Source organism: Blattabacterium cuenoti, assembly GCF_014251315.1.
Classification (GTDB): Bacteria; Bacteroidota; Bacteroidia; order Flavobacteriales; family Blattabacteriaceae; genus Blattabacterium; species Blattabacterium cuenoti_AJ.
Genome location: NZ_CP059185.1, coordinates 432775 through 447951 on the forward strand (window position 1 = coordinate 432775; position 15177 = coordinate 447951).

At 24.9% G+C, this 15177-nt stretch carries 19 protein-coding genes; 11 read left to right on the forward strand and 8 right to left on the reverse strand.

From position 1 onward, the window contains the following. The first annotated feature begins 42 nt into the window (after positions 1–42). Positions 43–705, forward strand: a complete 663-nt coding sequence (fsa, locus tag H0H74_RS02110; protein ID WP_185849062.1) for a fructose-6-phosphate aldolase — start codon at positions 43–45, stop codon at positions 703–705. Here the strand turns inward: fsa and H0H74_RS02115 are convergent, their stop codons facing one another. The 5 genes from H0H74_RS02115 to H0H74_RS02135 all read right to left on the reverse strand — a co-directional run bounded on the left by H0H74_RS02115 (position 706) and on the right by H0H74_RS02135 (position 3335). Next, positions 706–1017, reverse strand: a complete 312-nt coding sequence (locus H0H74_RS02115) for a hypothetical protein (protein ID WP_185849063.1) — start codon at positions 1015–1017, stop codon at positions 706–708. Between the two features lie 10 nt (positions 1018–1027). Next, the gene (locus H0H74_RS02120) at positions 1028–1561 is read right to left on the reverse strand and encodes an outer membrane protein assembly factor BamD (RefSeq protein WP_185849064.1); all 534 of its coding nucleotides are present in this window, start codon (positions 1559–1561) and stop codon (positions 1028–1030) included. Further along, a complete protein-coding gene (locus tag H0H74_RS02125; protein ID WP_185849065.1) occupies positions 1558–2061 on the reverse strand; it encodes a ferritin in 504 nt (167 codons plus the stop codon). Before H0H74_RS02125 ends, H0H74_RS02120 begins: the two co-directional genes overlap by 4 nt. A 17-nt stretch (positions 2062–2078) precedes the next feature. Further along, a complete protein-coding gene (dapA, locus tag H0H74_RS02130) occupies positions 2079–2966 on the reverse strand; it encodes a 4-hydroxy-tetrahydrodipicolinate synthase (RefSeq protein WP_185849066.1) in 888 nt (295 codons plus the stop codon). A gap of 96 nt (positions 2967–3062) precedes the next feature. Next, the gene (locus tag H0H74_RS02135) at positions 3063–3335 is read right to left on the reverse strand and encodes an RNA recognition motif domain-containing protein (RefSeq protein ID WP_185849067.1); all 273 of its coding nucleotides are present in this window, start codon (positions 3333–3335) and stop codon (positions 3063–3065) included. A 203-nt stretch (positions 3336–3538) separates the two neighbouring features. On the opposite strand from H0H74_RS02135, the gene pncB reads away from it, so the two are divergent. From pncB to groL, 7 genes are all read left to right on the forward strand, one after another. After that, entirely contained in the window at positions 3539–4711 is a 1173-nt protein-coding gene (gene pncB / locus H0H74_RS02140) for a nicotinate phosphoribosyltransferase (RefSeq protein WP_185849068.1), read from the forward strand. Positions 4712–4788: 77 nt separating this feature from the next. Then, on the forward strand, positions 4789–6129 hold the full coding sequence (miaB, locus tag H0H74_RS02145) for a tRNA (N6-isopentenyl adenosine(37)-C2)-methylthiotransferase MiaB (RefSeq protein WP_394798656.1): 1341 nt from the start codon (positions 4789–4791) through the stop codon (positions 6127–6129). 3 nt (positions 6130–6132) lie between these two features. Next, positions 6133–7377 (forward strand): sigma-54 interaction domain-containing protein, encoded by a 1245-nt coding sequence (locus tag H0H74_RS02150; RefSeq protein ID WP_185849070.1) that lies wholly within the window; start codon positions 6133–6135, stop codon positions 7375–7377. Then, on the forward strand, positions 7367–7852 hold the full coding sequence (locus tag H0H74_RS02155) for a hypothetical protein (RefSeq protein WP_185849071.1): 486 nt from the start codon (positions 7367–7369) through the stop codon (positions 7850–7852). The genes H0H74_RS02150 and H0H74_RS02155 overlap by 11 nt, the downstream gene beginning before the upstream one ends. A gap of 19 nt (positions 7853–7871) precedes the next feature. Beyond that, the gene (gene secG / locus H0H74_RS02160; RefSeq protein WP_185849072.1) at positions 7872–8117 is read left to right on the forward strand and encodes a preprotein translocase subunit SecG; all 246 of its coding nucleotides are present in this window, start codon (positions 7872–7874) and stop codon (positions 8115–8117) included. A 126-nt stretch (positions 8118–8243) separates the two neighbouring features. Further along, on the forward strand, positions 8244–8522 hold the full coding sequence (locus H0H74_RS02165; RefSeq protein WP_185849508.1) for a co-chaperone GroES: 279 nt from the start codon (positions 8244–8246) through the stop codon (positions 8520–8522). Positions 8523–8570: 48 nt separating this feature from the next. Then, positions 8571–10214 (forward strand): chaperonin GroEL, encoded by a 1644-nt coding sequence (gene groL, locus H0H74_RS02170; RefSeq protein ID WP_185849073.1) that lies wholly within the window; start codon positions 8571–8573, stop codon positions 10212–10214. A gap of 55 nt (positions 10215–10269) precedes the next feature. Here groL and H0H74_RS02175 read toward each other — a convergent pair whose 3' ends face one another. The 3 genes from H0H74_RS02175 to H0H74_RS02185 form a co-directional block, all read right to left on the reverse strand. Continuing rightward, the gene (locus H0H74_RS02175) at positions 10270–10770 is read right to left on the reverse strand and encodes a KdsC family phosphatase (RefSeq protein WP_394798657.1); all 501 of its coding nucleotides are present in this window, start codon (positions 10768–10770) and stop codon (positions 10270–10272) included. Between the two features lie 140 nt (positions 10771–10910). Beyond that, positions 10911–11312: a DUF3276 family protein gene (locus H0H74_RS02180; RefSeq protein WP_185849075.1), complete on the reverse strand. Its 402-nt coding sequence runs from the start codon at positions 11310–11312 to the stop codon at positions 10911–10913. A gap of 92 nt (positions 11313–11404) precedes the next feature. Then, a complete protein-coding gene (locus H0H74_RS02185) occupies positions 11405–13129 on the reverse strand; it encodes an ABC transporter ATP-binding protein (RefSeq protein ID WP_185849076.1) in 1725 nt (574 codons plus the stop codon). Between the two features lie 103 nt (positions 13130–13232). On the opposite strand from H0H74_RS02185, the gene nusB reads away from it, so the two are divergent. The 3 genes from nusB to coaE are packed head-to-tail and all read left to right on the forward strand — an operon-like array spanning position 13233 to position 15176. Continuing rightward, on the forward strand, positions 13233–14177 hold the full coding sequence (gene nusB, locus H0H74_RS02190; protein ID WP_185849077.1) for a transcription antitermination factor NusB: 945 nt from the start codon (positions 13233–13235) through the stop codon (positions 14175–14177). 26 nt (positions 14178–14203) lie between these two features. Continuing rightward, a complete protein-coding gene (gene yajC / locus H0H74_RS02195; protein WP_185849078.1) occupies positions 14204–14545 on the forward strand; it encodes a preprotein translocase subunit YajC in 342 nt (113 codons plus the stop codon). Continuing rightward, positions 14523–15176, forward strand: a complete 654-nt coding sequence (gene coaE, locus H0H74_RS02200; RefSeq protein ID WP_185849079.1) for a dephospho-CoA kinase — start codon at positions 14523–14525, stop codon at positions 15174–15176. Before yajC ends, coaE begins: the two co-directional genes overlap by 23 nt. Position 15177: the final 1 nt, after the last annotated feature.

A 15177-nucleotide genomic window follows, 5' to 3' on the forward strand; every position in this document is an offset into this window, starting at 1 on the left:
ATATATATAAATTTGTTTATATTTTTAGTACAAAAAAGAAATATGAAATTTTTCATAGATACAGCTAATTTAAAAGAAATAGATGAAGCGAGATCATTGGGGATGTTAGATGGAGTCACAACAAATCCATCTTTGATATCAAAGGAATCTGTCTCAAATCAAAAAGAAATTCAAAAACATTATATATCTATATGTGAACGTTTAAAAAATGATGAAAATGTAAGTGCAGAAGTTATCAGCACTAATTATATTGATATGATTAAAGAAGGAGAAAAACTTTCACTTCTCCATCCCAGAATTGTGGTCAAAATTCCTATGACAAAAAATGGAATCAAGGCCATTAAATATTTTTCTAATAAAATGATTAAAACAAACTGCACTCTCATTTTTTCTACAGGACAAGCTCTACTAGCAGCTAAGGCTGGAGCTAATTACGTTTCTCCATTTGTGGGTAGATTAGATGATGTGTCTTATAATGGATTAAATCTGATACAAGAAATAAAAAATGTGTATGATAATTATGATTTTGATACCAAAATATTGGCAGCTTCTATACGTCATTCTTTACACATTATAGAATGTTCCAAAATTGGTATACATGCTGTTACCTCTCCTATAAATGTTATTTATTCTTTATTAAATCATCCATTAACTAATATAGGACTAGAAAAATTTATAAAAGATTTTCATAGAAAAATAAAATAATCAAACTTTTATTTTTCCATTTAATAAATATTGAATAGAAATAGATGTAGATTTTGGTAGTTTTTCATATAATTTTGATAATTCAATTTGTTCTTTATTTTCAAAGATTTCTTCTAAATTATTTTTATTCAAAAAATTGAATTCTTCTAATTTAGAATCTAAATCTTTTTTAATTTGATTATTGATTTTCTGACATATATTTTCTAATATGCATATAGTTTCATATATATTTTTTCCCGATATTTTTTCCAATTGAACACGATCTACAGTTTCCGTATTTATTGGAACATTAATATTTTTTAAAAAATTCATAAAAAATTTATTATTGTTTTAATTTTTTATATAAAATCTTTAATTTTTTTGCATTAGAAGAATACGAAAAATCGTTCATATATTTTTCGTATGATTTTACAAAATCTTTTTTCTTAGAAAGTTGATATTGAGATACGCAAATTTTATACATAACTTTTTCTTTGAAACGGCTTTCTGGAAAATCGTTAATAAGATCTTGAAAGTAAATCAAAGAAGCCTGATATCTACCCATTAGAAAATAAGAATTAGCAATGCAATAATTTTTTTTTTCTATCTTTTTTAACAAATTATCAAGTAATCTATAAGCTTCTTTAATTTTTGAACTATCAGGATATTCTTTAATAAATTGATTGAATTTGTTAATTGCAATGTTAGTCTTTGTTTGATCTAAATCAAAATTTAGAGATGAAAAATAATGACGTTTTCCTTGTTCAAATAGGGTTTCTTCTTCTGAAAGAACTGATTTTTTTTCTGGTAAAAAAGAACATCCTTCAAAAAGGAAATTAATAAATAACACTGATATCAGAAAAATAATTCTAATCACAATTTTTTATTTTTATGAAAATTTTTCATATCTCTGTCAAATAAATATAATCCCCCTTTATCTTCTCCTATTAATTCAATTTTATCTAAAATCATTTTACTTAAAGCTTCTTCTTCTACCTGTTCTTCAACATACCATTGAAGAAAATTATATGTAAAATAATCTTTTTCATGCAAAGAAATTTCTACTAAAAAATTTATTTCCTTAGAAATTTTTTTCTCATGTTCAAACAATATCATAAATAATTCCCTTAAGGATCTGTATGTTATATTCATTGTTGAGATATTATTCAAAACAACATTTCCTCCTCTTTTATTAATATATCTAATTAACTTTAACATATGTGTTCTTTCTTCATTTGAATGATCATACAGAAATTCACATATTCCTTCATAACCTTTTTTTTCCACCCAAGAAGCCATATATAAATATAATTGAGAAGATTCTGATTCTTTATTTAATTGTCTTATTAATCCCGTTTGTATTTTTTCACTGAACATATTATATTTTTATAAAGTTATGAATTATTTATTTTCTTTAATGAATGTAAAATCTTTTTTCTTAAAGATGAAGTTCCCATTAATAATGGTAATCTTACATATGGATCACATATTCCTATTATATTTAGGAAAGTTTTAATCCCTGTAGGATTTCCTTCTTCATAAATAAGATCTATTATTTTAATAATTTTGTAAAAAATTAAAAAAGCTTTTTTTACATCGTTATTTCTCGCTAGAGAAATCATATTAGAAATTTGATCAGGCATTCCTTGAGCAATAACAGAAATAACACCTTCTCCTCCACCTAACACAACAGGTAAGGTTATAAAATCATCTCCTGATATTACACTAAAATTTTCTGGTTTATGTTCTAAAATTTTATAAGATTGTAAAATATTTCCGGAAGCTTCTTTTATCCCTATTATATTTTTGAAATCAAAAGCTAAACGTAAAGCAGTATCCGGAATAATATTAGATCCTGTTCTTTTAGGAACGTTATAAAGAATTATGTCGGCATCTGTACAATTGACAATAGATTTAAAATGTTGATATATTCCTTCTTGAGAAGGCCTATTGTAATAAGGAGAAACCGAAAGAATAGCATAAAAATCCGATAAGTTTTTTATGCTATTTATTCTTTTTATAACGTCTTTTGTATTATTCCCTCCTATTCCTAATATTAAAGGAATTTTTTTATAATTAGCGTTTTGAATACATTTTATAATGTCCGATTTTTCTTCCTTTTTTAAAGTAGCTGTTTCTGCTGTTGTTCCCAATGCAACTAAATAATCAACATTATTATCTACTACATATTTTACAAGATTTTCAAGTCCGTTGAAGTCAATTGTTCCATCCTTTTTAAAAGGAGTAACTAACGCTACACCTGTTCCATATAATTTTTTCATAGATGAAGTTTACTACATTTGATATTTATTATTTTGATATATTTAATCATTATTTGAAAAAATAAAAACAGATGTAAGCGCACATAGAAATAATGACTAATAATCTTTTTTTGCTCTTGGTCTAGCTGCAGATACAATGATATTCCTCCCCATAAATTCTGTTCCATTTAATTTTTCTATAGCTTGCTTGGCATTTTCTTCATTAGACATTTCTATAAATCCAAACCCTTTACTTCTTTTACTCGAAGTAGATTCATCAAAAATAATCTTGGCATGAGTAACCTCTCCTATAGATTCGAAATATTTTTTCAATTCTTGTTCTGTCATATCATAAGATAAATTACCTACGTATAGTTTCGTATTGTCCATATTAAAAATAAATTGTTTTAAAAGCAAATTTAGAGAAATATTTTTTCTAAAAAAGAAAAATATATTACTTGAATCAAAAGCAGTTTAAATAATGATTTATTTTTTTATTAAAAAAAAGTTTAAAAAAGGATAAAAAATGAATTTTTTAAATTTTTTGTATTAAATTGGAAAATTTTTTTCAATAATTATAAAAAATACCTTTAATGAATAATTTTTCTATTGTTTCATCATTATTGGATAATGATTTTTATAAATTTACAATGCAAAATGCTATTATTAAATTATTTCCATTAGTAAAAGCTAAATATGAATTTATAAATAGAGGAAAACACTCTTTTCCTAAGAATTTTGCTAAAATTCTAAAGGAAAACCTAAACAAAATGGCTTATTTAAAACTTTCAAATGAAGAAAGAATTTTTTTGGAAAAACACTGCCCCTATTTAGATTCTAAATATTTAGATTTTTTAAAAAAATATCAATATAATCCAAAAGAAGTAAATATATTTCAAAAAGGAGAGAATATACGAATGTATATAGAAGGATTATGGAGTCGTACTATATTGTGGGAAGTTCCTTTAATGGCCATTATATCTGAATTATATTATAAATTAACCGGAGCTAAAAATGTTTCAGAAAATAAAATTATAAGTATAACAAAAGAAAAATTAAAAAAATATAAAAAATTACAAGTTAAAATTGGAGAATATGGAACTAGAAGAAGATATTCTTATCAAGTACATAAATTAGTTTTAAAAATTTTAAAAGAAGAAGGCGAACCTTTTTTTATAGGAAGCAGTAATCTTCATCTTTCTCATGTTTTTTCAATAAAACCAATAGGAACTCATGGACATGAATGGGTAATGTTTCATGGAGCAAAATATGGATTTAATATAGCAGATCGAATTGCTATGGAAAACTGGTTGAATATTTACAAAGGTAATTTAGGAATAGCTTTATCCGATACATATACTTCTCCAATTTTTTTTAAAAATTTTAATAAAAAACTTTCAAATATTTTTAAAGGAGTAAGACACGATAGTGGAGATCCAATTTTCTTTGCTAAAGAGACTATAAAACATTACAAAAAATTGAAAATCAATCCTACAAGAAAAAAAATTATATTTTCAGATAATTTGAATCCATGTAAAGTAGCTTATATTTCTTCTTTTTGCAAAAAAAAAATAAATACTTGTTTTGGAATAGGAACAAATTTTACTAATGATGTAGGTTTTCCTTCTATGAATATTGTCATAAAAATGGTAAAAGCTCTTCCAGAAGAAAAATGGATATCAGTAGTCAAACTTTCTAATGTTAAAGAAAAATCTACAGGAAAAAAAAATATGATTTTTTTGGCCAAAAAGATCCTTCATATATAAGAGTTTTTTTTATCTATGACATAATGACATTATGTATTTTTATTGTAGTATGTATATATTAATAAAAATATAAAAATATGTATATGAAAAACAAAAGTTTTTATATTGAAAATTATGGTTGTCAAATGAATATATCAGATAGTGATATTATTACTTCTATTTTATTAAATAATGGTTTTATTTTATCTGAAAATTTAAATCAAGCAAACGTAATTTTGTTAAATGCTTGTTCTATTAGAGAAAAAGCAGAATTAACTCTAAAAAAAAAATTGGAACAATTAAAATTTTTAAAAAAAAAGAAAAGAATTTGGATTGGTATTATAGGATGTTTTTCAAAAAAAATTAAAAATTTTTTTTTGCAGGAAAAAATGGCTGATTTTTTTGTAAATCCAGATTCTTATAGAGAAATTCATAATTTTATTTATTATTCTATAGCAGGAAAACAGTATTCTCATTTTTCTAAAAAAAATGAAACTTATTCGGACATAAGTTTTGTAAAAACATCACATAATAAAAACAAAATAACAACTTTTTTAAGTATAACAAGAGGTTGTAACAATATGTGCACATTTTGTATCGTACCTTTTACCAGGGGAAGAGAAAGAAGTAGTGATCCATATTCCATAATTGATCAATGTAAACGTTTGTATCAAAACGGATATAAAGAAATAACTCTTTTAGGGCAAAATGTAGATTCTTATTCGTGGACAGAGATGATTCATAATCAGAAAAATATTGTAGAATTTTCAAAACTACTGGATCTTTTAGCTAAAGAAATTCCTCTTATGAGAATCAGATTTTCTACATCTAATCCTCATGATATGTCTGATAAAGTATTAGAAGTAATTTCTAAACATAGAAATATTTGTAAACATATTCATTTACCTGTTCAATCTGGAAGCAATAAAATATTAAAATTAATGAACAGAAAATATACACGGGAAAAATATCTTTTATTAGTTAAAAAAATTAAAAATATTATACCTGAATGTTCTATTTCTCATGATATCATGACCGGATTTTGTAACGAAAATGAAGAAGACCATCAAGAGACCATAAGTTTAATGAATGAAATCAAATATAATTATGGTTACATGTTTTCTTATTCTTCTAGGCCTGGGACTTATGCATATAGAAAATTTCAAGATAATGTTCCTGAAGATATAAAAAAAAGACGATTAAAAGAGATTATTGATTTGCAAATCAAACATTCATTTTATAGAATGCAAGAGCATTTAGGAAAAGTAGAAGAAGTTTTAATAGAAGGAGAATCAAAAAGAAATAATCAGTATTGGTATGGAAGAAATACACAGAATTTAATCGTAGTTTTTCCTAAAAAAACTTTAAATGTAGGAGATACAGCCTATGTAGAAATAATAGATACAACATCTGCTACTTTAATAGGAAAACAAAAATAAAATATGGAATCCGTTTCTATCCAAAATATAAAACAAAAATTTGGAATCATTGGATATGATTACGCTTTACATAGAGCCTTAGAAAAGGCTATACAAGTAGCTCCTACTGATATTTCTGTATTAGTTCTTGGAGAAAGTGGGGTCGGTAAAGAATTTATACCTAAAATTATTCATCAATATTCTTGCAGAAAGCATCATGGTTATATTGCAGTAAATTGTGGAGCTATTCCAGAAGGAACCATTGATAGTGAACTTTTTGGACATGAAAAAGGTTCTTTTACAGGAGCAACAAGCATGCGTAAAGGTTATTTTGAAGGATCAAATGGAGGAACAATCTTTTTAGATGAAGTCGGCGAACTTCCTTTAACTACACAAGTCCGTCTTCTTAGGATATTGGAATCTGGAGAATTTATTAAAGTAGGATCTTCTAAAATTCAAAAAACTAATATACGTATTGTTGCTGCTACTAATTTGAATATGATAGAATCCATACAAAAAGGAAAATTTAGAGAAGATTTATATTATCGTCTAAATACAGTACAAATTAATGTTCCTCCTTTACGTTTTCGTAAAAACGATATTAAATTTTTATTTAAAAAATTTTCCAATGATTTTGCAGAAAAATATCATATGCCTCCAGTAACGTTAACTGATGAATCTTTAAGATATTTGGAAGATTATTCTTGGCCTGGAAATATTAGACAATTAAAAAATCTCACAGAACAAATTTCTGTGGTGGAAACTAAACGTGAAATTTCTGTAGAAAAATTAAAAGAATATATTCCAGAAAATATTCCATCGATATCTTTTTCTAATCATAATGTAATAGAAACATCTTTTCATGATAGAGAAAGAGATTTTCTTTATCAAATTTTATTTGATATGAAAAAAAATTTTAATGATTTAAAAAGTATTACTTTTCAATTAATTAAAAATAATTCCGATGATAAATTTTTCGAAGAAAATCAACAACTTATGGAAAAAGTTTTTGGAAAAATAATTCATAATAGAGATGATTCCATTTTTCAGCTAGAAGATTCTTCTAAGTCTGAAGAAGATTTAGATTATGAAGAAGTAGAAGAAGATTTATCCAAAAACGAGTTATCTTCTTTTTCTTTACAAAAGAAAGAAATTGAATTTATTCAAAAAGCTTTGAAAAAAAATAATGGAAGAAGAAGAAAAACTGCAAAAGAATTAGGAATCTCAGAGAGGACTTTATACAGAAAAATTAAACAGTATGGCTTATAAAAGATTTTTTTTTATTTTTATTTTCACATTTTCTATAATTAGTTGTTACCATTCTTCTATTTCATCATTTTTTGATCCAAAAAAAACAATAGAAATAGGAGAAATTACAGAAGTAGTTAACATACCTAAAAGATCTATTTCTTTTGATTTCAAAAGAAATATTATGGATTATATAATGAAACATAATCCTTCTAATTTAGTATTAAGAAATGGAGATGTCGTTTTAGAAGGTGTATTTTTGAATTACGCCATTATTCCAATGGAAAATTATCCGTTAAAAAAAATTAAAGTTACAGCAAAGATATATTACAGAGACAATTTTGAACCAGAAAAAAATTGGGAAGAAAGTTTTGTTGTGTCTGAAGAATTTTATAATAAAAAAAATTTCTTTTCAAAAGAAATTATTGATAAAATCATAGAAAAATTAACAGTTAAAGTATATCATAAAATATTTCATGATTCTTCCATACAATAATTGGTAATAAAATAAATAAATGGAAAATACATCCATAATCATATTTGGTTTTTTTATTATTGTAATATGCCTTTTACTTATATTGGTAATATTAATACAAAACCCTAAAAAGGAGAGTATTCAACAATCTTTTATGGAAAAAAATTTTAGATTTTTTGGAATTAAAAGAACAAATACATTTTTGGAGAATATTACTTGGTTTTTATCCATTATTATATTTTTTTTAACTCTATTTTTCAATTTTTTATTGAAATCAAAACATTAAATAAAATAAAGTATGTCATAATGACATTTATCATTGCTCAAATAAAAAAAATTGTAAATTTTTTCATTTGGCATGTTTTTGGCTTTGAACGATGTAGAATCATTAACCTTAAAAATTATTTATAATATGGTGGAAGTTAAGATTAAACCTTTAGCAGATCGCGTTCTTGTACAACCTGATCCTGCTGAAACAAAAACTGCTTCAGGTATTATTATTCCTGATACAGCAAAAGAAAAACCACAAAAAGGAACTATAATAGCAGTAGGTAAAGGAAAGAAAGATGAACCTATGAATCTAAAAGAAGGAGATAGAGTTTTGTACGGAAAATACTCTGGAACAGAATTAAAATGGGAAGGGGAAGAATATCTCATTATGCGAGAATCTGATGTTATAGCTATCATATGATTCATATAACTTTATTAATAAGGTAAATTCATTAAAATTTAAAAAATTATGGCAAAAGATATTAAATTTGATATTGAAGCGAGAGATAAGTTAAAAAAAGGAGTAGATGCATTAGCGAATGCAGTTAAGGTTACTTTAGGACCAAAGGGTCGTAATGTTGTATTGCAAAAATCTTTTGGAGGACCTCAAGTAACTAAAGATGGTGTTACTGTTGCTAAGGAAATTGAGTTAGAAGATCCTATAGAAAATCTTGGGGCTCAAATGGTTAAAGAAGTCGCTTCTAAAACTAATGATGTAGCTGGAGATGGAACTACAACTGCTACTGTATTAGCTCAAGCTATTGTTAGAGAAGGATTAAAAAATGTGGCTGCTGGAGCTAATCCTATGGATTTAAAAAGGGGGATCGATAAAGCTTTAGAAGTCGTTATATTAGATTTAAAAAGACAATCTAGGGAAGTTGGAGGAAATACAGAAAAAATAAAACAAGTAGCTTCTATTTCTGCAAATAATGATGAAAAAACTGGTTCTTTGATTGCGGATGCTTTTGAAAAAGTAGGAAAAGAAGGAGTTATTACTGTTGAAGAAGCAAAAGGAACAGATACATCTGTAGATGTGGTTGAAGGAATGCAATTTGATAGAGGTTATCAGTCTCCTTATTTTGTAACAAATACTGAAAAAATGATAACAGAATTTGATCAACCTCAAATTTTATTATCTGATAAAAAAATAGCAGCAATGAAAGATTTGTTGCCTATATTAGAACCTGTAGCACAATCCGGAAAACCTTTATTAATTATTTCTGAAGAAGTAGAAGGAGAAGCATTAGCGACATTAGTTGTCAATAAAATACGAGGAACTTTGAAAGTCGCAGCTATTAAAGCTCCTGGTTTTGGAGACAGAAGAAAAGCTATGTTAGAAGATATTGCTATCCTTACAGGGGGAACTGTAATTTCTGAGGAAACAGGAAGTAAATTAGAGGATGTAAAATTACATATGCTGGGAAAAGCAGAAAGAGTTATTATAGATAAAGATAATACTACAATAGTTAATGGAGGAGGAAATAAAAAAGATATAAGAGCACGTGTGGATCAAATTAAAGCTCAAATAGAATCTACAACATCTGATTATGATAAGGAAAAATTACAAGAACGTCTTGCAAAATTAGCTGGGGGTGTAGCTGTTCTTTATGTTGGGGCAGCTTCTGAAGTTGAAATGAAAGAAAAAAAAGATCGTGTAGATGATGCTTTGAATGCAACTAGAGCAGCGGTTGAAGAAGGAATAGTTGCAGGAGGTGGAGTAGCTTTGGTTCGTGCTATAAAATCTTTAGATAATGCAAGAGGAGATAATACAGATCAAGATACTGGAATCCAAATAGTAAGAAGAACACTTGAAGAACCTTTACGTCAGATTGTAGCTAATGCAGGAGGGGAAGGATCTGTTGTTGTAGCTAAAGTTGCAGAAGGAAAAGGAGATTTTGGGTATGATGCTAAAATTGGTGAATATAAAAATATGATAGTGGAAGGAATCATAGATCCAACTAAAGTAGCTAGAGTCGCATTAGAAAATGCTGCATCTGTATCAGGGATGTTACTAACTACTGAATGTGTTGTCACAGAAATAAAGAAAGACGAGTCTAATGCCGCTCCTCCTATGCCAGGAGCTGGAGGAGGTGGAATGGGTGGAATGATGTAAACACAATTAAAAAAAAAATAGTGTCCTTGTGAGACACTATTTTTTTTTTAAAGTATTAAAACCAATTTTTTTGAATTTTCAGAGTTTGTTCTATAACATCTCTAACACATCCTCTTCCTCCTTTTTTAGGAGAAATATATTTCGCTACATCTTTAACTTCTTGAACGGCATCTATTGGAGAACAAGGTAAGGCTACAGATTTCATTATCTCTATATCAGGAATATCATCTCCCATATAGAGAACTTTTTTTTTAGTGATATTTAAAATATTGCAGTACTCATCTAAATATTTTTTTTTATCATCCACTCCTTGATAAATATAACGAATATTCAAACCTCTTAAACGTTTAAAAACCATTAAATCTGATCCTCTTGTTATAATACATAAATTATATCCTTTTTTTTTTGCTAATTGCATTGCATATCCATCTTTAACAAACATTTGTCTAACCAGATTTCCATCTGGAAATAGATTTAAAGTGCAATTTGTTAATACTCCATCTACATCAAATATGAAAGTATTAATATCATTCATTATACTTATATAATTTTCCATATGTTCCATTAAACATAATAAAAATAAAATAAAATAGTTATTTTATTTATTGTTGTTTTGTAATGCAAACAACTTCACAAATAAAAAAGAATATTATTACAACATACTGCTATTTATTATTAATATTAAATAATTAATTTTTAAATATCTTCAAAATTAATATTTGTAAAATTCTTTATTTCTGATGTTTTTTTTTGCACATCCTTAACTTCTTGATTATATGTAGTGTGATTTTTAAAATCTTTTTGATGACGTTCTGAAATTACTTCTCTTCCTTTTTCATTAATAATAAACCGAATCATATCATCAAGTATACTTTGAAATTTTGAAAAATCTTCTTTATACAAATAAATTTTGTGTTTTTTATAAGTAACTTCTCCTGTTTCAGAAAAATTTTTCTTACTTTCAGTTATAGTCAAATAATAATCACCAGCTCTTGTTTCTCTTGCATCAAAAAAATAAGTTCTACTACCAGTTTTTAGAGTTCGTGAACAAATTTCATTTCTTTCATTTCTTTCTTTGATATTTTCTTTTTCGTCCATTTCAATATTATATTATAATCCTAATTAGCAAATCTAAACAAAAAAAATGGTCCATACTATTTTTAATATAATTATTCAAAATTAAATTTTGACTAAAAAATATTATAATTTTTTATTTTTGATATTTTTCCGTTTTTCAAAACAATAAACAAATCAAAATCAGAAATATAAGAAATATCATGAGTTATGATAATAATAGTGCTATACTTCATTTTTTCTTTAACATAATGAATAATTAATTTTCTGGTTTTTTGATCTATAGCAGAAAAACTATCATCAAATATAAGAATTTTTGGATTTCTTATTATAGCTCTAGCTATACATATTCTTTGTTTTTGTCCTCCAGATAGAGTAATTCCTCTTTCTCCTATAATAGTTTCATATCCATTTTTAAAATTTATAATGTCATTTTCTATCATAGCTATTCTAGCTGCATCATATACTTCATATGGAGTGACTTGATCTACAGTTCCTAAAGCTATGTTATTATAAATAGAATCTGAAAAAAGAAAAGATTCTTGAGGTACATAACCAATATTATTTCTAAAATTGTACAAATTATGATTTTTTAAAGATAAATTATCTATTAATATTTCTCCTTGATTTGGGTCATATAAACGGGATATTAGTCTTCCTATGGTTGTTTTACCTGATCCTGTTTCTCCTGTTAAAATCAAAGTTTTTCCTTTCATCAAAGTAAAAGATAGTTTTTTAACTGTATGATTATATTGTTTTACATTTTTGCTATTACAATAAAAAAAACTCACATTTTTAAATTGAATTTTTCCAAATATTTTCGTTTCTATCAAATTATTATTCAATATATCAGGTTTCTCTTTCAAAAATTCACTAATACGAATTTGCGATACTTTAGCTCTTTCTGCAATAGAAACGACCCACCCTAATATAATAAAAGGAAAAATTAAAACATTTATATATGTGAAGAATTCAGCAATACTTCCAATTTCTTTTATTTCTCCTTCAAAATATTTTTTTCCTCCAAAAAAAAGAATTAATAAATGACAAATTCCCATAAAAAATATAATAACAGAGGATAATATAATGTCAATTCTAGCTAATTCTATATTTTTTTTTTGGTATTTTAATATAATTTTTCTATATTTTTTTTGAAAAAAAGATTCTGATACAAATGATTTAATAACATGAATTCCTGAAAAAGTTTCTTGTATAAAAGAACAGATAAGAGATTGAAAATTTTGAACTTCTTCGCTTTTATTAGTAATATAAACACTAATATAATAGATAAAAATAAAAAGAATAGGAATAGGTAAAATAACATAAAAAGTTAAAATTTTGTTAATTCGTAACATTTGCATAAAAACCATAAAAAAAAGAATAATAAGATTCAAAAAATACATTATTCCAGGACCTATATATTGTCTAATAAAAGAAACATCCTCTGTAAGACGGTTCATTAAATCTCCTGTAGAATTTTTTTTATAGAAGGATAAACTCAATTTTTGATAATGTGAAAAAATTTCATTTTTTATATCAAATTCTATCATTCTAGACGTACTAATTATACATTTCCGCATATGATACTTTACAAACCCAGCTATAATTGGAACTATTAATATAATACTGGTATAAATACAAATCTCTTTTTTTATAGAAAAAGAATTTGATGTATTTGAAAAGTTTGTAAACAGATCTTTTATGGTATTAACAGACTTTCCTATATAAGGAATAGGAAGTATAGTTAAAATATTTGATATTAAAATTAATAAAAATCCTATACACAAACGTAATTTGTACTTTTGACAATATCTTTTGCTAAAAGCAAATAAACCACTCATATAACACACAAAAATACAAACTTTTTAAGTTTGATTTTTTATTTATATTAATTATACAATAAATTTTTTCGTGCATAAAAAATCAACATTATTACAATAAAAAATGTCAATAAGACGACACTTCAGAATAAGAAGTTTACAATTTTTATATGCTCAACATTTATCTAAAATGGATTCAAAAAAAGTTGAAGAAAATATGCTTAAAAGTATTGATTCCTTGCATCACTTGTATATTTTTCTTCTTTATTTAATTTTAAAAATTAGAGAAAATGTTATAAAAAAAAATTTATATAACAAGAATAAAAATCAAACAAACATCATACAAAAATTTGCATACAATTCAGTAATAAAAATTTTATCTAAAAATAAATATTTAATAGAAGAATATCATTCCACAAAAAATTCAGGAAAAATTTTATGGAATCAACAAGATGAATATATTTTTATGTTTTTGCAAGAAATGCAAAAAGAATCAAATTTTTGCAAAAAATATTATGGAAAAACCTTTTCTTCTTCTTTCGAAGAAGAAAAAAGATTTATAATAATGTATTATAAAAATTTTGTTATTCCAAATAAAAAATTAATGGAATCTATAGAAGATTTATATTACATTAATGGAGAAGAAGATTTATACATAGCTCATACCATGGTATGTAAGACTTTACAATTTATCAATCATTCAACTCCTAAAAATTTTAAATTATACAATATTTATAAGAATGATGAAAATAAGAAATTTATTATCGATTTATATAGAAATACAATTTTTCATAAAGAAGAATTTAATGATTTAATTAATGATATATCAAATAATTGGGACATAAAAAGAATAGCAATTATAGATTTAATTATATTGCAAATGGCTATTTGCGAATTTTTATATTTTCCAAATATCCCCCCTAAAGCAACTATGAATGAATATATTGAAATTACAAAAATATTTTGTATGGAAAAGAGCAAAATTTTTATTAATGGAATATTAGACCAAATATTTAAATTTTTATATAAAAAAAATAAAATATTCAAAATAGGAAAAGGACTTATGTAAGTCCATTAAACAAAATATTACGTTTTATGTTTTTCTCACTACAACAAAATTCTATTGCAAACACTATTTGTATGTTTGTATTGATTTTCATTATATTTTATTTTTTTATGATCCGTCCTCAAATAAAAAAGCAAAAAATTGAAAAACGGTTTCAGGAAAATTTAAAAAAAGGAAATCATATAGTAACAAATTCAGGAATACATGGTAAAATCACAGATGTTACAGATCATTTTTGTATACTAGAGACTATTACAGGAAAAATAAAAATTGAAAAAAATACAATTTCAAAAGAATTAACACAATTACGTTATAGTAGTAATAATAAGAACAATACTATTATAGATTATGACAAAAAAAACAGAAAATAAAAAAATAAAATTAGTAGGAATAACAGGAAAAATGGGATCTGGAAAAAGCTTATTTTCTTCTTTTTTCAAAAAAAAAGGGATTCCTGTTTATTCTTCAGATCAAAGAGGAAAAATATTGATGAATCAAATCGAGATTATAAAAAAAAATATTATAAAATACTTTGGTAAAAATTCTTATGAAAAAGATAAAATAAATAAATTTTATTTATCTAAAATTGTATTTAAAAATCCTATTGCGCTAAAATTATTGTGTTCCATTGTACATCCATGGATATTATTTGATTTTAAACAATGGATATCATCTATATCTAGACGGAAACAAATACAGAAACAAACTATGTATGTAATAAAGGAATCAGCCATATTATTTGAAAGCGGAAGTTATAAAGAATGTGATTTTGTTATAACTATAACTTCACCCAAAGAAAATATGATCGAAAGAATAATAAAAAGAGATAATTTAAATGAAAATCAAATTGCAGATCGTTTAAAAAATCAAATATCTAATATAAAAAGAGAAAATAAATCCGATTTTATAATTAAAAATTATTTATCCACATACCATTTACAAAAAGAGGCTGATATAACACATAAATTGTTAAAAAGACTAATTCTACAAAAAAATCAATAAA